The organism is Pseudomonas sp. S2_B07 (assembly GCF_054668435.1).
Genome location: NZ_CP162769.1, coordinates 3,032,318 through 3,056,098, shown reverse-complemented (window position 1 = coordinate 3,056,098; position 23,781 = coordinate 3,032,318). Strand labels below are relative to the sequence as shown.

Genomic DNA, 23,781 nt, shown 5'->3' with positions numbered 1-23,781 from the left:
CCGACAGCGATGTCGGCTTAATTTTTGTGCCTGTCAGAAACCCCGTTGAATACGGTTCTTGAGCTGGTCGTGGAACAGCTCGGCATTGCGTTTGTAGGTGCCATAAAGGGATTCGCTGATTGAATCCAGTGTCATTGAGCGCTTGGTCGCCACTTCCTCTCGATAGGCATCGATGAAAAACTCCAGATCCCTGTCGGTGCTGATCTTGGGCCATTTATCGAGATACAGCGGCAGTTCCGCCGGTTCTGTCTTGAATGAGCAGATCCGTCGATTACTGATGGTCGCTTCACCGATTTCAAACGGCACCCACCACGACAACGCGGTCTTGCCCGAGACCACCGCAATCAGATGCGTGCACGCGGTGATGTTGCGGGTGATGACCCCGGTGATGTCGTCAGTGGTCTGTGATTCCGGATCCAGCACGTCGAAGTAGGTCTTGATGTTGGCCTGAATCAGGCGGGAGTTGATGGCGATGGCGTGGGGGCGGTCGCTATGGCGGTAGCTGATAAACACAGGCATCAGAAATGTCCTTTGATCGCGAGTTCGCGGTAGTAGGCGCCGAGGGCGGTCAGGCGGCAGCCGGTGGAATGCAGGGCGGCGTAGTACATGTGCTCGGCGTCTACCGGTTCGATCAGGCTGTGGCGGTTGCACTTTTGCAGTTGCTTGAAGATGTCGCCGTTGTCGGAATCGAACGCGGCCTCGGTCGGTTCATAACTGGGGTCCAGCGGGAATACGTAGCTAGGTTCGGGGAACCAGTCCTTGAGCTTGCGCAGGGTTTCTTCGGCAATCAGCGGCGTCACTTCCCGCAGCGGCACAAATTGCGAAACGTTGGTCTTGAACACCGGCCGTTGCTCCCATGCCCCTAACGCGTTGTCGACGAACGAATACACGCTACCCGGCGTGACCTTGCCCAGCACATTGGCAGCTCCACCGTGCAGTGCTTGCAGCAGGAGGTCGGTAAACACGCCGTGGCCGCGACCTTCGAGCGCCACCTGGTCTTTCTTGCAGGCAGTGAGAATGGTCAGGCCTTCGCTGATCACGCTGCTACCACCGCGCAACCCGCGCATGGCTGCCGCCGCGCCGGCCTGGCAGCAGTCGAGGATGATGATTTTGTTCTTGATGTGGGGGGCGTTTTCCGCCCAGTTGAGGATGTCGCTGATGCGGATGCCTTCGACGCCTTGGCCGAAATCCTGAGGGATCAGCAGGCCTTCATCGATGCTGGTATCAAATTGGCCGTGACCGGCGAAGTACAGCAGCGCCACATCGCAATCGCCGGAAAACAGACTCTGGATCTGCTGCTTCAGGTTCGTATGAGTGAGGTTTTCCTCCGCCGAAGTCAGGACCTTGCTGCTGAAGTTCGGACGCCCGTTGGCGTGGCGCTCCAGCACCGAGGCCATGGCCATCGCGTCGTTGTTGCAGCCACTCAATGGCGACACATGGGTGTAGTGGTTGATGCCTATGAACAGTCCCTTGCGCATGCTTACACCGCCGTGTGCAGGCGAATGGCGTTGACGATGCTGTTGGTGTTCCACGCACATTCGGCGTGCGCGGCATCACGCACCACCGTGGAAATCCGCTCTGCCCCAAACGGCTTGACCGCAATGATCACCTTGCCCATCCGCTTGGCGATCTCGATTTCCTTGTTGATCCACTTGCTGTAGGTCGAATACATCCCCGCCATGATCAGCACCGCCGAGCAGGGGCGGATTTTGTTTTCGATGGCGGTTTCCAGTTGCTTGTCGGTCTGCGCGTCGACGATCGGGTTGTCCGTCGGCACTGAAAAATTTTTGAAGGTGAAGCCGGGTTTGGCGTTGAGCAGGCGCACGAGATTGTCGTGGGCGTGGGGGTAGCTCCACGAATGGCTGATGAACAAATGATAGGTTTGCATGGTCGTCCCTCGGTATCGCCGGAATGCGAAGAGGGCTTGAATGTATGCACTTGATTGGCCGCAACAAGGCCTGCGCGGTTAAAGAGACGGATCCTTCCAGCGGGCGCGCGGAAGTCCTACAGAGGTGTCTGACGTTTAATCAGCGGGGAAATGTGTAGGTCGCAACAAGCGGCCCACCGTCCCGTCAGTGACGGGGCGATGGGCGCGTCTGTTTAGTAGCTGGTTTCAGGCAGGCTGGCGATGATCGAGCGGTAGCTGTTCATCCGTTGCTGCTGCACGCGGCCTTCTTCGAGGGCCTTGAGCAGGGCGCAACCCGGTTCGCGGTCGTGCTTGCAGTCGCGGAAACGGCAGGTGCCGATCAGGTCGTTGAACTCGATGAAACCGGCTTCGACGTCGGCGCGGCTGACGTGGCCGAGGCCGAATTCACGAATGCCCGGGGAGTCGATCAACTCACCGCCACCGGGGAAGTGGAACAACCGCGCGGTGGTCGTGGTGTGAGTGCCCTGGCCGGACAGCTCGGACAACGGGCCGACGCGGGCTTCGACTTCCGGCAGCAGGCTGTTGACCAGCGACGACTTGCCGACGCCTGACTGGCCGACGAACACGCTGATGCGCCCGTCCAGCTGTTCCTGCAGTTGCTCCATGCCATTGCCGTGATGCGCCGAGACTTCCAGCACCGGGTAACCGAGCGTGCGGTAGACCGCCAGCAAGGCATTCAGAGCCGGGGCGTTCTGCTCGTCGATCAGGTCGAATTTGTTGAGCAACAGCAGTGGCCGGATACCGGCGTGCTCGGCAGCTACCAGATAACGGTCGATCAGGTTCGCGTGAGGCTCGGGCAGCGGGGCAAAGACGATGACGATCATGTCGACGTTGGCGGCCACAGGCTTGAGCTGGCCACGGCTGTCCGGACGGCAGAGTTCGGTTTTGCGTGGCAGTTGCGCCACGATCACACCGATGCCCTGGTTGCCGGCACGCCAGACCACCTGATCGCCGGTCACCAGTGCCGGGAGGTTGGCGCGCAAGTGACAACGGAACACTTCACCAGCCAATTCGCCCTCGAGGGCTTCGACTTCGACCTGTACGCCGAAGTGCGCGATCACCAGCCCGGTCTGTTCCGGGCCCAGGTCGCCACCCTCAAGTGCCTCGACAGCCGAGGACTCGCGTTTGGCGGCGCGGGCAGCGCGTTCGCCCTGAATCTTTTCGATGCGCCAGTTTTGACGACGATTGAGTTGGCGTTTGGCCATGGGTGTTCCGTATCAAGAATGCAGCGATTAGGTAAAACGGCCGCGAGTTTAGCACGCCCCGCCGGTTGCCTAGGCTAAACTGCGCAGCATTGCCTAGGAGCCGACACATGCAAAACCCGCAGAATCTGATCTGGATCGACCTGGAAATGACTGGTCTGAACCCTGATACCGACGTCATCATCGAAATGGCCACCATCGTCACCGACAGTGACTTGAACACCTTGGCCGAAGGCCCGGTGATCGCCATCCACCACAGCGACGAGATCCTCGCCGGCATGGACGAGTGGAACACCCGTCAACACGGCGGCTCGGGCCTGACCCAGCGCGTTCGCGACAGCCGCATCAGCATGGCCGAAGCCGAAGCCGAGACTATCGCCTTCCTGGAGAAATGGGTGCCCAAGGGCAAGTCGCCGATCTGTGGCAACAGCATCTGCCAGGACCGTCGCTTCCTTTATACGCACATGAAGTCCCTGGAAAGCTACTTCCACTACCGCAACCTCGACGTATCGACTCTCAAAGAGTTGGCCGCACGCTGGGCGCCGGACGTACGCGACAGCTTCAAAAAAGGTAGCACTCATTTGGCGCTGGACGACATCCGCGAATCGATTGCCGAGCTGCAGCACTACCGCAAGCATTTCATCAAGTTCTGATTCGGCGGCCTCTGTGCTGGCCCCATCGCGAGCAAGCTCGCTCCCACAGGTACAGCGCCGTCCCTGTGGGAGCGAGCTTGCTCGCGATGGCGTCCTTACAGTCACCATTGATGATTGGCTAGATTCTCTGATGCCCTCTTTTGGGGCTTCGGTGAAGTGAGTAGACTGCGCGCCTTTCTGCAAGGACCGCCGCCATGTTGCTGATGCTCTACCTGATCGCCATCACCGCCGAAGCCATGACCGGCGCGCTGTCTGCCGGCCGTCGCGGCATGGACTGGTTTGGCGTGGTGCTGATCGCGTGCATCACTGCGTTGGGGGGCGGCTCGGTGCGTGACGTCCTGCTCGGCCACTACCCGCTGACCTGGGTCAAACACCCGGAATACCTGGTGCTGACCTCGGTCGCCGCCATGGTGACCGTCTTCACTGCGCGCTGGATGCGCCACCTGCGCTCATTGTTCCTGGTCCTCGACGCCGTGGGCCTGGTGGCGTTCACCCTGATCGGCTGCATGACCGCTTTGGAAATGGGTCACGGCATGCTGGTGGCGTCGGTCAGCGGCGTGATCACCGGCGTATTTGGCGGCATCCTGCGCGACATCTTCTGCAACGACATCCCGCTGATCTTCCGCCGAGAGCTCTACGCCAGCGTCTCGTTCGCGGCGGCGTGGTGCTACATGCTCTGCATCTACCTGCAATTACCCGGTGAACAAGCGATTCTGATCACGCTGTTTGGTGGCTTCCTCCTGCGACTGCTGGCGATTCGTTTCCACTGGGAAATGCCGAAGTTCGTTTACAACGACGAGGCTTAAGACTGGCACGGTTCCTGTGGCCGCTGCCGAAGGCTGCGTCCGGCTGCGTAGCAGTCGTCTATCCGGAAAGCGAGTTCTGCGGCCTCGAACCTCCGAACGCGGCCCGAGCCTTCGGCAGCGGCTACAGGAGACCGTGTTGTTTCAGGGCCCATTCGACATGTTCACGCACTAACTCCGACGGGTAATCCCTGCGAGCCTTCAACGCTTCCAGCACCGGGATGCTCGACGGCGCATTGCCCAGCCCCACCGCCAGGTTACGCAACCAACGCTCATAACCCGCCCGGCGTAATGGCGAGCCTTCAGTGCTGCTGAGGAATTTATCCTCGTCCCACATGAACAACTCAGCCAATTCCGCATTGTCCAGGTTGTGCCTTGGCTTGAAGTCGCTTTCGCCGGACGGACGGGCAAAGCGGTTCCAGGGGCAGACGATCTGGCAATCATCGCACCCAAACACCCGGTTGCCGATCAGTGGCCGCAGATCTTCCGGGATTGCGCTTTTCAGTTCGATGGTCAGGTACGAAATGCAGCGCCTGGCATCCAGAACGTAAGGGCCGACGAAGGCGTTGGTCGGGCAGATGTCGAGGCACGCGGTGCAGCGGCCGCAATGTTCGGTGGTGTGGGGCGGGTCGACCGGCAATGGCAGATCGACAAACAACTCGCTGAGAAAGAAGTAGCTGCCGGCCTTGCGATTCAGGACCAGGGTGTTTTTGCCGATCCAGCCAAGACCGGCCTGTTCGGCGATGGCTTTTTCCAGCACCGGGGCGCTGTCGACGAAGGCGCGGAAACCAAACGGGCCGATCTGTGCCTGAATTTTGTCGGCCAGTTGTTGCACGCGTTTACGAATTAGTTTGTGGTAATCGCGGCCCAAGGCATAACGCGAGACGTAGGCTTTTTCCGGCTGGGCCAGCATTTGCGCCATTTGGGTGTCGCCGGGCAGGTAGTCCATGCGCAGGGAAACCACGCGCAAGGTGCCGGGCACCAGCTCTTCCGGATGTGAGCGTTTGCTGCCGTGGGCGCCCATGTAGTCCATTTCGCCGTGGTAGCCGGCGGCGAGCCAGCGCTCCAGGTGCTGCTCATGCTCGGCCAGGTCCAGGCCGCTGATGCCGACTTGCTGAAAGCCCAGCTCGCGGCCCCAGTCCTTGATGGATTGGGCGAGGGCGGGCAGGTCTGTGGTAATTGCGGGCATGAGGCGAGAGAAACCGGAGCTGAGGTGCGTATAATTCTGCCAGACATCGGAGCCCGAAGACGCATGCCGCACACTAAAGATGATTTACCCGACGCGCTGTATAGCGCCGCGCAGGTCCGTGGGCTCGATGCGAGCCTGATCGCGGCCGGCACGCCGGGCTTCGAGTTGATGCAGCGCGCGGCGCGGGCGACCTGGCGGGCGCTGGTCCGGCAATGGCCGTCGGCGAATGAATTAACGGTGCTGGCCGGCCACGGCAATAACGCGGGCGACGGTTATCTGGTGGCAGTGCTGGCCAGCCGTGCGGGTTGGTCGGTTCGCGTGTTGGCGGTGGGCGATCCCCAACGTTTGCAGGGGGATGCGGCGTTGGCGTATGCCGAGGCGGTGTCGGAAAAAGTACTGATCGAACCCTGGTCTGCACAATCCGGATTGCGCGGCGTCGTGCTCGATGCTTTGCTCGGCACCGGTCTGACGGGGGAAGTGCGTGCGCCTTACGCTGACGCTATCGCGACGATCAATGCCAGCGGGCTGCCGGTCGTGGCTGTGGATATCCCTTCAGGGCTGTGCGCCAATACCGGTCGGATCCTCGGTCTGGCGGTGCATGCCGACCTGACAGTGACCTTCATCGGTTTGAAACTGGGGCTGTTCACCGGGGATGCAGCAGATGTGGTTGGGGAACTGGTTTTCAATGATTTACACGCCGACCCGCAGCTCGTCGAGGCCGCGGCGATCAGCGCTCGGCGCCTGACGCCCGGCAACTTGCCGCGTCCTGCACCGCGAGCGCCGACGTCGCACAAAGGCAAATTCGGCCATGTGCTGTTGATCGGCGGCGATCTCGGCTTGGGTGGCGCGATCCTGCTGAGCGCACAAAGCGCCCTGCGCGGCGGTGCCGGCATGGTCTCCGTGGCAACCCGCAGTGAGCATGTACCGGCCGCGCTGGCGAGAATTCCCGAAGCCATGGTGCTGGGCACTTCGTCGGCCAACCAGTTGATGGATTTGCTGCAAAAGGTTTCCGTATTGGTGGTCGGCCCTGGCTTGGGGCAGGCGTCCTGGGGGCGCAGTTTGCTGTCAGCGGCCGCCAATGCACCGTTGCCGCAAGTCTGGGATGCCGATGCGTTGAACCTGCTGGCCGAAGAATGTGTGAATTTGCCCAAGGATTGCGTGATCACGCCGCATCCGGGCGAAGCGGCGCGGTTGCTCGGGATCAGCACCGCCCAAGTGCAAGCTGATCGCCCGGCGGCGGCGCATGCGTTGAGCAAAAAATATACAGCAGTCGTGGTATTGAAAGGCGCTGGCAGCCTGATCGCCAGTCCCGATGGGCGTCTCACCGTGTGTCATCAAGGTCATCCGGCCATGGCCACGGCGGGTTTGGGCGATGTATTGGCCGGTCTGGTCGGCGCGCTGCTGGCTCAAGGCATGCAGGCGTTCGACGCCGCGTGCCTGGCGGTCTGGCTGCACGCCAATGCGGGTGAGCAACAAGGTAAAAATGGCCGCGGGCTGGCGGCCAGTGATCTGATTCCGGCCATTCGTCAGTTGTTGGAGGAGCAAGCACCGTGTCTGAAGTAACCCTGTACCTGGCTGATGAAGAGGCGATGACGGCCTTTGGCACACGCATCGCAAAAATCACCGAAGGGCACGGTCTGATTTTTTTGGAAGGGGACCTGGGGGCAGGTAAAACCACGTTGTCGCGGGGTATCATCCGCGGCCTGGGGCATGAAGGCGCCGTGAAAAGTCCGACCTTCACCCTGGTCGAGCCCTATGAGATCGGCGACATCCGCGCTTTCCATTTCGACTTGTACCGTTTGGTCGATCCGGAAGAGCTGGAGTACCTCGGCATTCGCGACTATTTCGACGACGACGCGCTGTGCCTGATCGAATGGCCCGATAAAGGTGCAGGCTTTTTGCCAAAGCCTGACCTGACCATTACCATTAGCCCGCAAGACAGCGGGCGTTCGCTGAAAATTTTATCCCGGGGCTCGCGTGGCGAGACCTGGTGTGCCGCTTTGGCATTGGAATCCAATTAAATGATGGGGTCAGGTATGCGCTTTCGCGCGATGGTAGCTGCCGTAGGGTTGTTGTTTTTGGCGGTGACCGTCGACGCTGTGGCCGACGCAAAGGTCAACAGTGTTCGCCTGTGGCGGGCGCCGGACAACACACGGCTGGTGTTCGACCTGACCGGGCCGGTGCAACACAGCGTGTTCACCCTTACCGCTCCGGATCGGCTGGTGATCGACATCAATGGTGCAACGCTCGGCGCGCCGTTGAACGTCAACACTTCCAATACCCCTATCACCGCCATGCGCTCGGCTCAACGCACGCCGACTGACCTGCGGGTGGTGATCGACCTGAAAAAGGCCGTGACCCCGAAAAGTTTCTCCCTGGCGCCAAACGCCCAGTACGGCAACCGGTTGGTGGTCGACCTGTTTGATAACGCTGCCGATGCCGCGCCGTCGCCAGCCCCGACTCCGACACCGACCCCTTCGGTCGCCACGATGCCGGCAGTGCCCGTCACGCCGGTTGAGCCTGCGATCAAACTTCCTCCTGCACCTCCGGCAAACGCGACATCCTCGTGGTGATCGACGCCGGCCACGGCGGTGAAGACCCGGGTGCTTCAGGCTCCCGCGGTCAGAAGGAAAAAGACGTGGTATTGGCCATCGCCCGTGAACTGCAGCGTCAGGTCAATGGCATGAAAGGCTTCCGCGCCGAACTGACCCGTACGGGCGACTACTTCATTCCGCTGCGCGGCCGAACCGAAATCGCCCGTAAGAAAGGCGCCGACCTGTTCGTTTCGATCCACGCCGACGCCGCGCCGTCGGCCGCTGCCTTCGGTGCGTCGGTGTTCGCCCTGTCTGATCGCGGCGCGACTTCGGAAACGGCCCGCTGGCTGGCGGACAGTGAAAACCGCTCTGACCTGATCGGTGGTGCTGGCAACGTCAGCCTTGATGACAAGGACCGCATGCTCGCGGGCGTGCTGCTTGACCTGTCGATGACCGCGTCGCTGACGTCCAGCCTGAACGTTGGCCAGAAAGTCCTGAGCAACATCGGACGGGTTACGCCACTGCACAAGCAGCGTGTGGAACAAGCCGGGTTCATGGTGCTGAAGTCGCCAGATATCCCGTCGATCCTGGTGGAAACCGGGTTCATCTCCAACTCTAACGAAGCGTCCAAACTGGCCTCCTCGAATCACCAGCAGGCGCTGGCGCGTTCGATCAGCAGCGGCGTGCGGCAGTTCTTCCAGCAAAACCCGCCACCGGGCACTTACATTGCCTGGCTGCGTGACTCCGGAAAAATCGTTCAAGGCCCGCGTGATCACCGGGTCAGCCCGGGTGAGACCCTGGCGATGATTGCCGTGCGCTATCAGGTGTCGCCTGCCACGCTGCGCAGCGTCAACAAGCTGCCCAGTGATGAGCTGAAGGTCGGTCAGCACCTGACCATTCCAGGCACCGAGTTGGCGGCCAAAGAATGAATCAGGTCGTGATCAACAGCGCTCGCATCGAGCTGCTCAGCCCGCGACTGGCGAACCAGATTGCCGCCGGCGAGGTGGTCGAGCGCCCGGCTTCGGTGATCAAGGAGCTGCTGGAAAACAGCCTCGACTCCGGCGCCAAGCGCATCGATGTCGATGTCGAGCAGGGCGGCGTCAAGCTATTGCGCGTGCGCGACGATGGCAGCGGCATTTCTGCCGATGACCTGCCGTTGGCGCTGGCGCGACACGCCACCAGCAAGATCCGCAATCTGGAAGACCTCGAACAGGTCATGAGCCTCGGGTTTCGCGGTGAAGCACTGGCATCGATCAGCTCCGTGGCGCGCCTGACGCTGACGTCCCGCACTCGCGATGCCGATCAGGCCTGGCAGGTCGAAACCGAAGGCCGGGACATGGCGCCGCGCGTGCAGCCGGCCGCCCATCCGGTGGGCACCTCGGTGGAAGTGCGGGACTTGTTCTTCAACACCCCGGCGCGTCGCAAGTTTCTCAAGACTGAAAAAACCGAATTCGATCACCTGCAAGAAGTGATCAAGCGCCTGGCGCTGGCACGCTTCGATGTCGCGTTCCACCTGCGCCATAACGGCAAGACCATCCTCAGCCTGCACGAAGCCCATGACGACGCGGCCCGCGCCCGGCGTGTGGCGGCGATTTGCGGTTCGGGGTTCCTCGAGCAGGCGCTGCCGATCGAAATCGAGCGCAATGGCCTGCATTTATGGGGCTGGGTCGGCTTGCCGACGTTCAACCGCAGCCAGGCAGACTTGCAGTATTTCTTCGTGAATGGCCGCGCAGTTCGCGACAAACTGGTGGCCCACGCGGTGCGCCAGGCCTATCGCGATGTGCTGTTCAATGGCCGGCATCCGACGTTCGTGCTGTTTTTCGAAGTGGATCCGGCGGGTGTCGACGTCAACGTGCACCCGACCAAGCACGAAGTTCGCTTCCGTGACGGGCGCATGGTTCACGATTTCCTTTACGGCACCTTGCACCGCGCCTTGGGCGATGTGCGTCCCGAGGATCATCTGGCCGCACCGGTGGTGACGGCCGTCGTGCGTCCAACCGGGCTCGATGCCGGCGAATTCGGCCCGCAGGGCGAAATGCGTCTGGCGGCCAATGCGCTGCTGGAGCAACCTCAGGCGCAACCGTCGTTCAATACCCCGGCCGGGTCGGGCGCTGGCGCCGGTTATCAGTATCAATACACGCCACGGCCCCAATCCGGTGTACCGGTTGCTGAAGCCCAGGCGGCGTACCGTGAATTCTTTGCGCCATTGCCCGAGGCCAACGCGGTCGCGCTGCCAGCCGGGCAGGACGATATTCCGCCGCTGGGTTACGCCCTGGCGCAGCTCAAAGGCATCTACATCCTGGCGGAAAATGCCCAAGGGCTGGTGCTGGTGGACATGCACGCGGCTCACGAGCGGATCATGTACGAGCGCCTGAAAATCGCCATGGCCAGCGAAGGCCTGAGCGGCCAGCCGCTGCTGGTACCGGAATCCCTGGCTGTCAGTCAGCGTGAAGCCGATTGCGCCGAAGAGCACGCGGCGTTGTTCCAGCGTCTGGGTTTTGAATTGCAGCGTCTGGGACCTGAATCCCTGGCCATTCGGCAAATCCCGGCCTTGCTCAAGCAGGCGGAAGCCAATCGACTGGTCAGTGATGTCTTGGCGGACCTGATGGAATACGGCACCAGCGACCGGATTCAGGCACATCTGAATGAGTTGCTCGGGACGATGGCTTGCCACGGCGCGGTTCGTGCGAATCGGCGCCTGGCGATCCCGGAAATGAACGGTCTGCTGCGCGACATGGAAAACACCGAGCGCAGCGGTCAATGCAACCATGGCCGACCGACCTGGACCCAATTGGGCCTGGACGATCTGGACAAACTGTTCTTGCGCGGTCGTTGATGAGCCAGCTTCCTCCAGCGATTTTCCTGATGGGCCCGACTGCTGCGGGCAAGACCGACCTGGCCATCGAGCTGACCAAGGTTCTGCCCTGCGAGCTGATCAGTGTCGATTCGGCGCTGGTCTATCGGGGCATGGACATCGGCACCGCCAAGCCTTCGAAAGAAATCCTGGCCGAATTCCCGCACCGTTTGATCGACATTCTCGACCCGGCCGAGAGCTATTCGGCCGCCGATTTTCGTCGTGATGCCCTGGAGGCGATGGCCGAGATCACCGCGCGGGGAAAAATCCCGCTGCTGGTGGGCGGCACAATGCTCTATTACAAGGCTTTGGTCGAAGGTCTGGCGGACATGCCAGCGGCCGATCCCGATGTTCGGGCGCAGATCGAGGAAGAGGCTGCACGCCTTGGCTGGCAAGCGCTGCACGAACAATTGGCGTTAATTGACCCTGAGTCTGCCGCGCGTATTCATCCAAACGATCCGCAGCGACTCAGTCGGGCGCTGGAAGTTTATCGCGTCAGCGGTCAGAGCATGACCGAGCTGCGGCTGAAACAATCTGTGCAAAGTACCGAAGCAGCCGCTTCGGGACTGCAACAATTGCCCTATACTGTCGCGAACTTGGCCATTGCTCCTGCAAATCGCCAGGTACTGCACGAGCGAATTAAACAAAGATTCACGAATATGTTGGAACAGGGATTCATTGACGAGGTCGTAGCCCTGCGTAAGAGAAGTGACCTGCATTCCGGGTTGCCGTCTATACGTGCGGTAGGCTACCGACAAGTTTGGGATTACCTGGATGGCAAGCTGACGCAAGCCGAGATGCAGGAGCGTGGAATCATTGCCACGCGCCAATTGGCAAAGCGTCAGTTCACCTGGCTGCGCAGTTGGGCTGATTTACACTGGCTGGACAGTCTCGATTGCGACAATCTGCCGCGCGCCTTGAAATACTTGGGGACCATCTCCATATTGAGCTGAGTCCTTGCAATTGCCGTCTATCCTTGGGGGTGTGGCGGCTAAAGCCATCTGTTTACCTATTTTTTATATTGAATCCTTAAAGGAGTGCGGCACATGTCAAAAGGGCATTCGCTACAAGACCCTTACTTGAATACTTTACGTAAAGAGAAAGTTGGGGTGTCTATCTACCTGGTCAACGGGATCAAACTGCAAGGCACGATCGAGTCTTTCGACCAGTTCGTTATCCTGCTGAAAAACACCGTTAGCCAAATGGTTTACAAACACGCTATCTCGACAGTGGTGCCGGTTCGTCCAATTCGTCTGCCAAGCGCAACCGAATCCGAAGCAGGTGACGCTGAGCCAGGTAACGCCTGATAGGAGTCTCCTTTGTTCTTTGAGCGCCACGGTGGTGGTGAGCGAGTCATCCTCGTTCACTTGGATGGACAGGACCCTGAGGCGCGCGAAGATCCGCAGGAGTTTCAGGAACTGGCTAATTCGGCGGGCGCCGAGACCGTTGCGTTTTTTAACGTGCCGCGTCATCGGCCAACCGCCAAATTCCTCATTGGCAGTGGCAAGGTCGAGGAACTGCGCGACCTGGTCAAGGCCGAAGAGGCTGATCTGGTGATCTTCAATCACATCCTCACGCCCAGTCAGGAACGTAACCTCGAACGTGTTTTCGAGTGTCGCGTGATCGACCGCACCGGTCTGATTCTTGATATTTTCGCCCAACGCGCCCGTACCCATGAAGGCAAGCTCCAGGTAGAACTGGCTCAGCTTGACCACATGAGCACCCGCCTGGTTCGTGGCTGGACTCACCTTGAGCGCCAAGGTGGCGGTATCGGCATGCGTGGCCCGGGTGAAACCCAACTCGAAACCGACCGCCGTTTGCTGCGGGTTCGCCTGCGACAGATCAAGGGCCGGCTGGAGAAAGTGCGCAGCCAGCGCGAACAGTCGCGACGTGGTCGTATGCGTGCGGATATCCCTACCGTTTCGCTGGTGGGGTATACCAACGCCGGTAAATCCACGCTCTTCAATAACGTGACGAAATCCGACGTTTACGCGGCTGACCAATTGTTTGCCACGCTGGACCCGACCCTGCGCCGTCTCGATCTGGACGACCTGGGGCCGATTGTCCTGGCGGACACTGTAGGTTTCATTCGCCACTTGCCCCACAAGCTGGTCGAGGCATTTCGGTCTACTCTCGAAGAGTCGAGCAATTCCGACCTGTTGTTGCACGTGATCGATGCGGCCGAACCGGATCGCATGTTGCAGATCGAGCAGGTGATGGTGGTGCTGGGCGAGATTGGTGCCCAGGACTTGCCGATACTCGAGGTGTATAACAAACTCGATTTGCTTGAAGGCGTTGAGCCACAAATCCAGCGCGACGAAAGCGGTAAACCCCTGCGGGTCTGGCTGTCGGCGCGTGATGGCACGGGTCTGGAATTGCTTGAGCAAGCCATTGCCGAGTTGCTTGGCAGTGATTTGTTTATCGGTACCTTGCGCTTGCCGCAACGCTTCGCTCGACTGCGTGCGCAGTTTTTCGAACTTGGCGCGGTGCAGAAAGAAGAACACGACGAAGAAGGCACCAGCTTGCTGGCCGTTCGCTTGCCACGGATCGAGTTGAATCGATTGGTGAGTCGCGAAGGTTTGCAGCCGAATGACTTCATCGAGCAACACACTTTGCAATAAAAGCCTGAGAAAGCGGTTGTGTCGTGGTGACAGGCATTCTGTAGCATTGGTCGGCGCGCCGTGGGTGCGTCTTTGCTTTATCAGATGGAGAGCGCTATGGCTTGGAATGAGCCGGGTGGCAACTCGAATAATCAGGATCCTTGGGGTGGCAAGCGCCGCAATAACGGCGACCGCAAGGGACCACCGGATCTCGACGAGGCCTTCCGAAAGCTGCAGGAAAGCCTGAACGGGTTGTTCGGTGGTGGTAAGAAACGTGGTGATGACGGCGGTGGTTCGGGCAAGAGCGGCGGCTTCGGTGGCATTCTTGGCATCGGCCTTGTCGTGCTGGCGGCCGTTTGGCTGTACAGCGCGGTCTACGTTGTCGACGAGCAGGAGCAAGCCGTGGTGCTGCGCTTCGGCAAGTACTACGAAACCGTCGGCCCGGGCCTGAACATCTATTTCCCGCCGATCGATCGCAAGTACCTGGAAAACGTCACGCGTGAGCGTGCCTACACCAAGCAGGGTCAAATGCTGACTGAAGACGAAAACATCGTCGAAGTGCCACTGACCGTGCAGTACAAGATCAGCAACCTGCAGGACTTCGTGCTGAACGTTGATCAGCCGGAAATCAGCCTGCAGCACGCGACCGAAAGTGCCTTGCGCCATGTGGTGGGTTCCACTGCGATGGACCAGGTGCTGACCGAAGGTCGTGAGTTGATGGCCAGCGAAATCAAGGAGCGTCTGCAACGCTTCATGGATACCTATCGCACCGGCATCACCATTACACAGGTCAACGTACAGAGCGCAGCCGCACCGCGTGAAGTACAGGAAGCTTTCGATGACGTGATCCGCGCCCGTGAAGACGAGCAGCGTTCGCGTAACCAGGCTGAAACCTATGCCAACGGCGTCGTGCCGGAAGCCCGTGGTCAGGCCCAGCGCATCATCGAAGATGCCAACGGCTACCGTGACGAAACGGTCTCGCGCGCCAAGGGTGAGGCCGATCGCTTCACCAAACTGGTTGCCGAGTATCGCAAGGCCCCTGAAGTCACCCGCGAGCGTCTGTACCTGGACACCATGCAGGAAGTCTTCAGCAACACCAGCAAGGTTCTCGTGACCGGCAACAAGAATGGCCAGAGCAATCTGCTGTACTTGCCGCTGGACAAGATGGTCGAAAGTGGTCGCAACACCAGCGCTCCGGTGACCAGTGCAGCAACCACCAGCAATGAAGCGAATGCGCGTGCAGCAGCTGATCTGCAGCAACAGCAAGCACGTACCAGGGAGAGTCGCTGATGAGCAATAAATCGCTGATCGCCCTTATTGTCGGCGTCGTCGTGGCGATCGCTGCCTGGAACTGCTTCTACATCGTGGCTCAGACCGAGCGTGCGGTGTTGCTGCAGTTCGGTCGTGTGGTCCAGGCCGATGTTCAGCCGGGCCTGCATGTGAAAGTGCCTTACGTTAACCAGGTGCGTAAATTCGACGCACGCCTGATGACGCTGGATGCACCGACGCAACGCTTCCTGACGCTGGAAAAGAAAGCCGTCATGGTGGATGCCTACGCCAAGTGGCGGGTGAAAGATGCCGAGCGCTTCTACACCGCAACGTCTGGCCTCAAGCAAATTGCCGACGAGCGTCTTTCCCGTCGTCTGGAGTCGGGCCTGCGTGACCAGTTTGGTAAGCGCACGCTGCACGAAGTGGTGTCCGGTGAGCGCGATGCGCTGATGACCGACATCACGGCTTCGCTGAACAAGATGGCCGAAAAAGAGCTGGGTATCGAAGTGGTCGATGTTCGGGTCAAGGCTATCGATCTGCCGAAAGAAGTGAACCGCAGTGTGTTCGAGCGCATGAGCTCCGAGCGTGAGCGTGAAGCTCGCGAGCACCGCGCCAAGGGTAACGAACTGGCCGAAGGTATTCGTGCCGACGCCGATCGTCAGCGCCGCGTGTTGCTGGCTGAAGCCTATCGTGAATCTGAAGAGGTTCGTGGTGACGGTGATGCCCAGGCCTCTGCGATCTACTCCAAGGCCTACGGCCAGGATCAGGAGTTCTATGGTTTCTACCGTAGCCTGCGTGCCTACCGTGAAAGCTTCGCGAACAAATCCGACGTCATGGTCCTGGACCCAAGCAGCGACTTCTTCCGTTACCTGGAAAAAGCCAAGCCTTGATACTGCGTTGACCTGAATCATCCCCCGCCTGGCGGCTAAAGCCTCGGGCGGGGTGATCCTTTGGGAAAACGTGTGTATGATGCGGCAGCCGGGAAATTCCCGGCTTTTTTGCGTCTGCACGTTTGATTGCTGTTTTTATGCAGGCTCAACAGGTTTTTCGAGGAAAGTGGTTGGCGAAGCCGGTTTAAGGCTTTTCGCCATGTCGTTCATGCGCGTGGTTTGCGTACGAGCCGACCATTTTCTGCTTCACTCAAGGCTCGCCCGAGGGCTTGCCGCCCGGATCATAGGGGAATGGCGTAATGGCAACGGTAGACCGCTGGCTGCTGCCAGATGGCATCGAAGAAGTACTGCCACCAGAAGCGGCGCGCATTGAAGTTGCGCGTCGTCAGGTGTTGGATCTGTTCCAGAGCTGGGGTTACGAGTTTGTCGTGACTCCCCACATCGAGTACCTGGAATCCCTGCTGACCGGCGCGGGCTCTGACCTCGACCTGCGTACCTTCAAGGTCATCGACCCGCAATCGGGCCGGCAGATGGGTTTCCGCGCCGACATCACGCCGCAAGTGGCGCGCATTGATGCGCACACCCTGCGTCGTGAAGGGCCTAGCCGTCTGTGCTATGCCGGTAGCGTGCTGCACGCTCAGCCTCGCGCCTTGTCGTCCTCGCGCAGCCCGATCCAGTTGGGTGCCGAGTTGTACGGCGATGCCAGCCCGAGCAGCGACGTGGAAGTCATCAGCCTGATGTTGGCTATGCTGCAACTGGCCGATGTGCCGGATGTACACATGGACCTCGGTCATGTAGGCATCTACCGTGGCCTGGCCCGCGCCGCCGGTTTGTCCGGTGAAGTCGAGCAACAATTGTTCGACGCGTTGCAACGCAAGGCCATCGACGAGGTCATTACCTTGACCGAAGGCCTGCCTGCCGATTTGTCCGGCATGCTGCGCGCGTTGGTTGATTTGTGTGGCGGCCGTGAAGTGTTGAGCGCTGCCCGCGAGCGTCTGGCGAGTGCGCCGGCGCCTGTTCTGGCGGCTCTGGACGACTTGCTGGCAATTGCCGAGCGTCTGTCCGTGCGTTTCCCGGATCTGCCGCTGTACTTCGACCTTGGCGAGTTGCGCGGTTACCACTACCACACCGGTGTGGTGTTCGCGGTGTTCGTGCCGGGTGTTGGCCAGTCCATTGCCCAAGGCGGTCGTTACGACGACATCGGCGCCGACTTCGGTCGCGCACGTCCGGCCACCGGCTTCTCTACCGACTTGAAAACCCTGGTGACCCTGGGGCGTGCTGAGATCGAGCTACCGTCTGGCGGTATCTGGATGCCTGACAGTACGGATGCGGCACTCTGGCAGCAGGTTTGCCAGTTGCGCAGTGAGGGTCAGCGTGTCGTTCAGGCATTGCCTGGGCAACCTTTGGCCGCCGCCCGTGAAGCGGACTGCGACCGGCAATTGATTCAGCAGAACGGGCTTTGGCAAGTATTGCCGCTGGCTTCTTGAGTTTTCCCGCCGGCGGCTGCCGGCACCAAGTTTGCGCGAATGAGGACAAGTGTTATGGGTAAGAATGTCGTAGTCCTGGGCACCCAATGGGGTGATGAGGGCAAAGGCAAGATCGTTGATCTGCTGACCGAACATGCTGCCGCCGTAGTGCGCTACCAGGGTGGCCACAACGCGGGTCACACGCTGGTGATCGACGGCGAGAAAACCGTCTTGCACCTGATCCCGTCGGGCGTGTTGCGCGAAGGCGTGCAGTGCCTGATCGGTAACGGCGTGGTGGTTGCACCTGACGCCCTGCTGCGCGAGATCACCAAGCTGGAAGAGAAAGGCGTACCGGTGCGCGAGCGCCTGCGTATCAGCCCGTCCTGCCCGCTGATCCTGTCCTTCCACGTGGCGCTGGACCAGGCCCGTGAAAAGGCCCGTGGCGAGCTGAAGATCGGTACCACTGGTCGCGGCATCGGCCCGGCGTACGAAGACAAGGTTGCACGTCGTGGCCTGCGCGTTGGCGACCTGCTCAACATGCCGCGCTTCGAAGACAAGCTGCGTGAACTGGTGGATTACCACAACTTCATGCTGGTGGGTTACTACAAAGAGCCTGCCATCGAGTTCGAAAAGACGCTGGCCGAGTGCAAGGAATATGCAGAGCTGCTCAAGCCGTTGATGCTGGACGTGACGGCCGAGCTGCACGACCTGCGCCGCGCCGGCAAAGACATCATGTTCGAAGGCGCCCAGGGTTCGTTGCTGGACATCGACCACGGCACCTATCCGTACGTGACCAGCTCCAACACCACCGCCGGTGGCGTGGCGACCGGTTCGGGCGTAGGTCCGATGTTCCTGGATTACATCCTGGGCATCACCAAGGCTTACACCACTCGCGTAGGTTCGGGCCCATTCCCGACTGAGCTGTTTGATGAAGTGGGTGCGCACCTGGCCAAACAAGGTCACGAGTTCGGTGCTACCACCGGCCGTGCCCGTCGTTGCGGCTGGTTCGACGCCGTTATCCTGCGTCGCGCAATCGATGTGAACAGCATCTCGGGCATCTGCCTGACCAAGCTGGACGTACTCGACGGCCTGGAAACCATCAACATCTGCGTCGGTTACAAAGATGCGCAGGGCAACGCCGTTGCTCCGACTGACGCAGACAGCTACGTAGGCCTTCAGCCTGTGTACGAAGAAGTGCCGGGCTGGACCGAATCGACCGTGGGTGCCAAAACCCTGGAAGAGCTGCCAGCTAACGCTCGTGCCTACATCAAACGCGTTGAAGAGTTGATCGGCGCGCCGATCGACATTATTTCGACGGGCCCGGACCGCAACGAAACCATCGTTCTGCGTCATCCGTTTGCTTGATAAGTCATTGAAGTGAAACACAAAGGGTCCTTAATAGGGCCCTTTGTCGTTTATGCCTCTTGGACGGCATGACCTTTGCTGTGATGTTGAATAAAAGCATCGCTTCCAGCGCGCCATCAATTTAATGGCGCCAAAGCAGAGGGATTTTAAGTGTCGGCAGTTCTCTCATTGTTACAAAGCCGTTTGTTGCGGCCCGTGTTCGTTACCCTCGGTATCGCCCTTTTGGTGCAAGTGCTGGTGGCTGTTGCTCTGACCCGGAGCACAGTGACTGCATTGGAAGCCGATCTGGGTGTGCGCCTGGGGGTCGACAGTCAAAAGCTCTCTGGCGAACTTGAGCAGGCAGGGCGTGAAGTCACGTCGAGCCTCGACAACCTATCGACCAGCACGCGTCAGCGCCTTACGGCCGGTTTGTCCTCGCGTTTGAAGGATGAGCAGGCTCAGTTGCGTGCGACGCTGGAAAAAGACCTGAAGGACTCCGCCAATGATATGGCGCAGCTCTTGGCCTCGGTCGCCCCCCGCGCGATGTGGGACAGTGACGTTCCAACCTTGTCCGAATTCGCCCGCCGGGCCCAGCGCAATCCCAATGTGTTGTTCGTGGTGTATGACGATGCGACCGGGCAGCATCTGACGCGCTACCTCAATCGTGAAAACCCGATCAACAAGGCCCTCCTTGAAAAAGGCCAGGGCGAGCGAGCGCTCGACAAAGTGCTGGATGCGGCGAAGAACGATCCTTCGGTTTATTACCTCGAAGCCTCGATCAATCCCAATGGTGTGGAAATCGGCAAGGTAATAATGGGGGTCTCCACCGCGTCAGTGGAAACCGACCTCGCGGCCCTGGATAAGCGTTTCTCGGCGCTGATTGCCAGCAGCGATCAACTGGTGGGCGACAGCCTCAAAGGCGCGGCCGCCGACAGTGCCGCGGCGATGGGTGCACGTTTGCAGTCGGCGCAGTCCACGGCGTCTGAAATGAAAGCCAACACCACCGGTACCGTACAGGAAGCGGCCGCGACCTTGCGCTGGCGCATTGGTCTGGGTCTGGCGCTGGTCGGTTGCGGCGTGCTGTTGTTGCTGGCCGTGGTGCTGGGGCGGCGCGTGGTCAATCGCTTGAAGATGCTGATCAGCGCCATGGATGATCTGGCGGCTGGCGAGGGTGACCTGACCAAGCGTGTGCAGATCAACAGCAAGGACGAAATCGGCGACATGGCGTCGGCGGTCAATCGCTTTGTGGATAAGTTGCAGCCGATCGTGCGTGAAGCCGGCGATGTGGCCCAGCGTACCGGCGTGGAAATCGGTGCCATGACCCTGCGTAATGCCGGAGCTGACAAGGCCGCCGGAATGCAGCGCGATGAAGTGGCTGAGAGCCTGCGAGCGTTGTCGCAAATGGCCGATGAAGCCCAATCTGAAAGTCATGCCATGCAGGCAGCTTTGCAGCAGGTGGTGGACATTCGTTCGGCCACGGATGAAAACACCCGGACCTCGGCGAAAGTCGGCAGCTTGATCGAGGCGCTGGCCGGGCAGGTCGACACCGGGGCGAAAGTCATCGAACGACTGGCGCAACAGAGTGAACAGATCGAAGTGGTACTGACGGTGATTCACGGGATCGCGGAGCAAACCAATTTGTTGGCACTGAACGCGGCCATCGAAGCGGCGCGTGCGGGCGAGACCGGTCGCGGATTTGCCGTGGTCGCTGACGAAGTGCGGGCACTGGCGAGCAAGACTCAGAGTTCGACCGGCGACATTCAGGCGCACATCGTTGCCTTGCAGCAAGGTGCGCGCGAAGCGGTGGCGGCAATTGGTCAAGCCGGGCGTCAGGCCAGTGAAGGTTTGCTGGTGCTGCGCGACAGTGCGCGGTTGCAGCAGTCGGTGCAGGAATCGGTCGAGCAGGTGCATGCGGCGATTGGCCTGGCGACTCAGGCAGCGGCGCATCAGGCGCAAGGTGCGCAGGCGGTGCGGGGGCGGGTTGAAACCATTCATGCGCAGGCCGAAAAAGCGGCTCAGGCAGTGGTGGAGACCACGGCCAGCGGCAAGGTGCTGGATGGGTTGGCGGCGCAGTTGAAGGCGAGTCTGGGGCAGTTCAGGGCGTAATCGGTTGTCCGGACTGGCCCCTTCGCGAGCAGGCTCGCTCCCTCATTTGATCTCTGGTGTTCACGTAGTGTGAGTTCACAGTAGATCCAGTGTGGGAGTGAGCCTGCTTGCGAAGGCGCTCTCAACGGCTCAGATACATCCGAGTCGTGAGTAGATAAACCGGCACCCCCGACACCACTATCAACAACGCCGCATAAGGCGCCGCCGCCGCAAACTCCACATTCGCGGTATGCGCCCACACCTCTGTTGCCAGTGTGTTGAGCCCGGTGGGACTCAATAGCAATGTCGCCGTCAGCTCCTTCATCGCATCCAGAAACACCAGCGCAAACGCCGCCCCCAGCGCCGGGAAAATTATCGGCAGCGTGATCCGGCAAAACGCACTGAACGACGTAGCCCCGAGTGTGCGTGCAGCCTCTTCCAGTTGCGGTGCAGCCTTGTTCAGAGCCGTTCGAATCGGCGCCTGAGCCAACGGCAGAAACAACAACGCATAAGCGATCAGCAGCAAGGCGGACGTCTGGTACAGCACCGGCACATAGTGCAGGGCGAAATACACTAGTGTCAGCGCAATCACCAGGCCGGGCAACGCATGCAGCAGATACGGCAGTCGCTCGGCCCAGATCGCCAGTGGGCCTTTGTAACGCACCACCAGCAAGCCCACTGGCACGGCCAGCACCAGGCAAAGCGCTGCGCCACCGAGGGAGAGTGCCAGCGATGAGAGCAGCGCTTCGCCGATGGCGGCGACCGGAAATGCGGCTGAGGAGCCGACCGCCAGCCAATACCCCAGCATTCCCAGTGGAATGCCACTGCCGATGATCGCCAGCGCCAGGCAGTAAAGCTGTCCGATGCCCGCCCAGGGCCCCAATCGAACCTGTTCCGCATGCCGCGCCGCACCCTGGCCGGTACGAACATGTCGGCCCTTGCCGCGAACCCGCAGCTCCAGCCATAACAACGCCAGACACAGCACCAGCAACACCGCTGACAGCATCGCTGCATTGGCATTGCTGAATTCCAGTTCGAACTGCTGATAAATCGCCGTGGTAAAGGTTTGCAAGCCGATGATCGACAGCGCGCCGAACTCCACCAGCATGTGCAGTGCGATCAGCAGTGAGCCCGCCAGCAACGATGGCCAGAGCAGCGGCAACGTGATTCTGAAAAACACGCCCCAGCGATTCTGTCCGAGTGTCCGGGCAGATTCTTCAAGAGAGGGGTCAAGATTGCGCAAGGTCGCCGCGACCGGCAGAAAGATCAGCGGGTACTTGGACAGCGTCATCACCAAAATCGCCCCGCCCAAACCTTCAAAGTGAGCGCTCAGCGAAACCCAGGTAAAACTGCTGACAAACGCCGGAACGGCGAACGGCAAACAGAGGATGACGCCCCACAATCGCCGCCCCGGCAGATTGCTGCGTTCCAGCAGCCAGGCCAGTGACAGGCCGATTAAGGCGCAGGCTAGCGTTACCCCGGCCATCAGCGCCAGCGTATTGCGCAGCAACCCAAACACATAAGGTCGCCACAGCAGGTGCAATGCTTCGGCCCAGCCGGCTTGCCAGGCTTTTAGGCCGACATACATCAGCGGCAACAGACTGAGCACAACCAGCAGCAGGACTGGCAGTAATAGCCAGATCGACGGCCGTTGGCGCCGAGGCACGTACACCCCGCGTGAGGCGGGGGAGGCTGGCGAAGCGCTCATCAGTTCAAGCCAACGTCGCGTTCCAGGTCCAGGGCTTGTTCGGCGTTACCCAGATCGGCCGGTGTGACATTGGGTGCTTGCAGTTCGCTGAACGGCTTGAGGCCACGATCCGATTCCATACCTTTGTGCAGCGGGTATTCGGCGGTGGTTTGAGTGATCACGCGCTGGCCTTCTTCGCTCGCCATGTAGGCCAGAAACGCCTGGGCTTCTTTTGCGTGTTTGCTGGATTTGAGCACGGCTGCGCTGGAAACGGTGATCAGCCCGCCGACGTCGCCGCCGGTGAAGTAATGCAGTTTCGAGTCCAGTTGGCCTTTCTCGCGTTGCAGGGCGAACCAGTAATAGTTGTTAACCAGAACCGTGGCGACTTCACCATTTTCCACAGCCTTCAGGGCGACCATGTTGTTGCTGTAAGTCTTGCCGAACGCGCGCAGGCCGGTCAGCCACTCTTCGGCTGCGTCCATGCCGTGCACTTTGATGATCGCGACCGCTTGTTCCTGGAAAGCGCCACTGGTGGGCACGAAGCCGACCTTGCCTTGCCATTTTGGATTGGAGAACTCCATCACCGATTTCGGCAGGTCCTTCTCCTCGATCAGCTTGGGATTGAATGCCACCACCCGGACCCGAGCGGTAATGCCGATCCAGGTGCCGTTGCCTGCAACATAATCCTTTGACAAAACCGCCAGCGTGGCGTCGTCGGTCTTGGCCAGGAAACCTTGCTCGCCGAGTTTGTTCAGTGGCGGTGATTCTTCGGTGTAGATTACGTCGGCAGGGGAGCGGTCACCTTCTTCCATGATCTGGCTGGCGAGCTGGTTACTGCTGCCTTTGCGCACATTCACATGAATGCCGGTCTTGGCTTCGAAAGCCTTGGCGATGGCGTCGCCGACTTCCTTGTGTTGACCATTATAGAGCGTCAGGGAAACCGGATCGGCCGCCTGGGTGAGGGGGGTGGCGAGTACCAGGCCGAGCAGGGTGAAGGTCAGGCCGCGGCGTAGGGTATTTCGAAACATCATTCGCAGGGTTCCTCACTGTCGCATTGCAAAAACTTGCAACAATGATAAACGATATTGTTTCTCAAGTGCGCCTTGCTAGGTCGGGAAGTGCCAGCTAGAGCGGCGGACCCAACACCAGCAGCAGCCGAACGCAGGCTTCGCCAGCTGCTACAAGGTCATGTGTTTCTTGAGGGGGGGCAGGTTTTCGGATGCCAGAAACGCAAAAACCCGCTTTCGCGGGTTTTTGTGAAATTCAAGGTCGTAACCT

At 60.2% G+C, this 23,781-nt stretch carries 20 protein-coding genes and 1 pseudogene; 14 read left to right on the top strand and 7 right to left on the bottom strand.

Annotated elements, in window-relative coordinates; all coding sequences use genetic code 11:
* Positions 1–33 precede the first annotated feature (33 nt).
* The 4 genes from AB4N43_RS14075 to rsgA form a co-directional block, all read right to left on the bottom strand.
* Positions 34–519 carry a toll/interleukin-1 receptor domain-containing protein gene (locus AB4N43_RS14075; protein WP_027921995.1) on the bottom strand — a complete coding sequence of 162 codons (486 nt, stop codon included), beginning with the start codon at positions 517–519 and terminating at the stop codon, positions 34–36.
* Complete coding sequence (locus AB4N43_RS14070; protein WP_027921994.1) at positions 519–1,478, bottom strand: caspase family protein; 960 nt, start codon at positions 1,476–1,478, stop codon at positions 519–521. Before AB4N43_RS14070 ends, AB4N43_RS14075 begins: the two co-directional genes overlap by 1 nt.
* Positions 1,479–1,480: 2 nt before the next feature.
* Positions 1,481–1,888 carry a TIR domain-containing protein gene (locus AB4N43_RS14065; RefSeq protein WP_027921993.1) on the bottom strand — a complete coding sequence of 136 codons (408 nt, stop codon included), beginning with the start codon at positions 1,886–1,888 and terminating at the stop codon, positions 1,481–1,483.
* Between the two features lie 212 nt (positions 1,889–2,100).
* Complete coding sequence (rsgA, locus tag AB4N43_RS14060; RefSeq protein WP_027921992.1) at positions 2,101–3,132, bottom strand: small ribosomal subunit biogenesis GTPase RsgA; 1,032 nt, start codon at positions 3,130–3,132, stop codon at positions 2,101–2,103.
* Between the two features lie 107 nt (positions 3,133–3,239).
* On the opposite strand from rsgA, the gene orn reads away from it, so the two are divergent.
* Together orn and AB4N43_RS14050 are read left to right on the top strand one after the other, a co-directional pair.
* A complete protein-coding gene (gene orn, locus AB4N43_RS14055; protein WP_007995036.1) occupies positions 3,240–3,782 on the top strand; it encodes an oligoribonuclease in 543 nt (180 codons plus the stop codon).
* A gap of 194 nt (positions 3,783–3,976) precedes the next feature.
* Positions 3,977–4,588 carry a trimeric intracellular cation channel family protein gene (locus tag AB4N43_RS14050; protein ID WP_027921991.1) on the top strand — a complete coding sequence of 204 codons (612 nt, stop codon included), beginning with the start codon at positions 3,977–3,979 and terminating at the stop codon, positions 4,586–4,588.
* A gap of 121 nt (positions 4,589–4,709) precedes the next feature.
* On the opposite strand, the gene queG is transcribed toward AB4N43_RS14050, so the two are convergent.
* Positions 4,710–5,774 (bottom strand): tRNA epoxyqueuosine(34) reductase QueG, encoded by a 1,065-nt coding sequence (gene queG / locus AB4N43_RS14045; protein WP_027921990.1) that lies wholly within the window; start codon positions 5,772–5,774, stop codon positions 4,710–4,712.
* Positions 5,775–5,837: 63 nt separating this feature from the next.
* Here queG and AB4N43_RS14040 point away from each other — a divergent pair, with 63 nt between their 5' ends.
* The 12 genes and pseudogenes from AB4N43_RS14040 to AB4N43_RS13985 all read left to right on the top strand — a co-directional run bounded on the left by AB4N43_RS14040 (position 5,838) and on the right by AB4N43_RS13985 (position 20,837).
* A complete protein-coding gene (locus tag AB4N43_RS14040; RefSeq protein WP_410921784.1) occupies positions 5,838–7,337 on the top strand; it encodes an NAD(P)H-hydrate dehydratase in 1,500 nt (499 codons plus the stop codon).
* Positions 7,325–7,795 carry a tRNA (adenosine(37)-N6)-threonylcarbamoyltransferase complex ATPase subunit type 1 TsaE gene (tsaE, locus tag AB4N43_RS14035; RefSeq protein WP_460154162.1) on the top strand — a complete coding sequence of 157 codons (471 nt, stop codon included), beginning with the start codon at positions 7,325–7,327 and terminating at the stop codon, positions 7,793–7,795. The genes AB4N43_RS14040 and tsaE overlap by 13 nt, the downstream gene beginning before the upstream one ends.
* A 30-nt stretch (positions 7,796–7,825) precedes the next feature.
* Positions 7,826–9,237 (top strand): annotated as a pseudogene (locus AB4N43_RS14030) (N-acetylmuramoyl-L-alanine amidase).
* Entirely contained in the window at positions 9,234–11,144 is a 1,911-nt protein-coding gene (gene mutL / locus AB4N43_RS14025; RefSeq protein WP_027921986.1) for a DNA mismatch repair endonuclease MutL, read from the top strand. The pseudogene AB4N43_RS14030 and the gene mutL overlap by 4 nt, the downstream one beginning before the upstream one ends.
* Positions 11,144–12,115, top strand: a complete 972-nt coding sequence (gene miaA / locus AB4N43_RS14020; protein ID WP_194940970.1) for a tRNA (adenosine(37)-N6)-dimethylallyltransferase MiaA — start codon at positions 11,144–11,146, stop codon at positions 12,113–12,115. The genes mutL and miaA overlap by 1 nt, the downstream gene beginning before the upstream one ends.
* A gap of 93 nt (positions 12,116–12,208) precedes the next feature.
* Positions 12,209–12,469, top strand: a complete 261-nt coding sequence (gene hfq / locus AB4N43_RS14015; protein WP_007902656.1) for an RNA chaperone Hfq — start codon at positions 12,209–12,211, stop codon at positions 12,467–12,469.
* Positions 12,470–12,481: 12 nt separating this feature from the next.
* The gene (hflX, locus tag AB4N43_RS14010) at positions 12,482–13,783 is read left to right on the top strand and encodes a ribosome rescue GTPase HflX (protein WP_027921984.1); all 1,302 of its coding nucleotides are present in this window, start codon (positions 12,482–12,484) and stop codon (positions 13,781–13,783) included.
* Positions 13,784–13,879: 96 nt separating this feature from the next.
* On the top strand, positions 13,880–15,052 hold the full coding sequence (gene hflK, locus AB4N43_RS14005; protein WP_027921983.1) for an FtsH protease activity modulator HflK: 1,173 nt from the start codon (positions 13,880–13,882) through the stop codon (positions 15,050–15,052).
* Positions 15,052–15,921: a protease modulator HflC gene (gene hflC, locus AB4N43_RS14000; protein ID WP_027921982.1), complete on the top strand. Its 870-nt coding sequence runs from the start codon at positions 15,052–15,054 to the stop codon at positions 15,919–15,921. Before hflK ends, hflC begins: the two co-directional genes overlap by 1 nt.
* 299 nt (positions 15,922–16,220) lie before the next feature.
* A complete protein-coding gene (locus AB4N43_RS13995; RefSeq protein ID WP_027921981.1) occupies positions 16,221–17,408 on the top strand; it encodes an ATP phosphoribosyltransferase regulatory subunit in 1,188 nt (395 codons plus the stop codon).
* 54 nt (positions 17,409–17,462) lie between these two features.
* Complete coding sequence (locus AB4N43_RS13990; protein WP_027921980.1) at positions 17,463–18,752, top strand: adenylosuccinate synthase; 1,290 nt, start codon at positions 17,463–17,465, stop codon at positions 18,750–18,752.
* Positions 18,753–18,902: 150 nt separating this feature from the next.
* Positions 18,903–20,837 (top strand): methyl-accepting chemotaxis protein, encoded by a 1,935-nt coding sequence (locus AB4N43_RS13985; RefSeq protein WP_027921979.1) that lies wholly within the window; start codon positions 18,903–18,905, stop codon positions 20,835–20,837.
* 121 nt (positions 20,838–20,958) lie between these two features.
* Here the strand turns inward: AB4N43_RS13985 and AB4N43_RS13980 are convergent, their stop codons facing one another.
* Both AB4N43_RS13980 and AB4N43_RS13975 read right to left on the bottom strand, forming a co-directional pair.
* On the bottom strand, positions 20,959–22,524 hold the full coding sequence (locus AB4N43_RS13980) for an ABC transporter permease (protein WP_460154161.1): 1,566 nt from the start codon (positions 22,522–22,524) through the stop codon (positions 20,959–20,961).
* A complete protein-coding gene (locus AB4N43_RS13975; RefSeq protein WP_460154160.1) occupies positions 22,524–23,534 on the bottom strand; it encodes an extracellular solute-binding protein in 1,011 nt (336 codons plus the stop codon). Before AB4N43_RS13975 ends, AB4N43_RS13980 begins: the two co-directional genes overlap by 1 nt.
* Between the last annotated feature and the right edge of the window lie 247 nt (positions 23,535–23,781).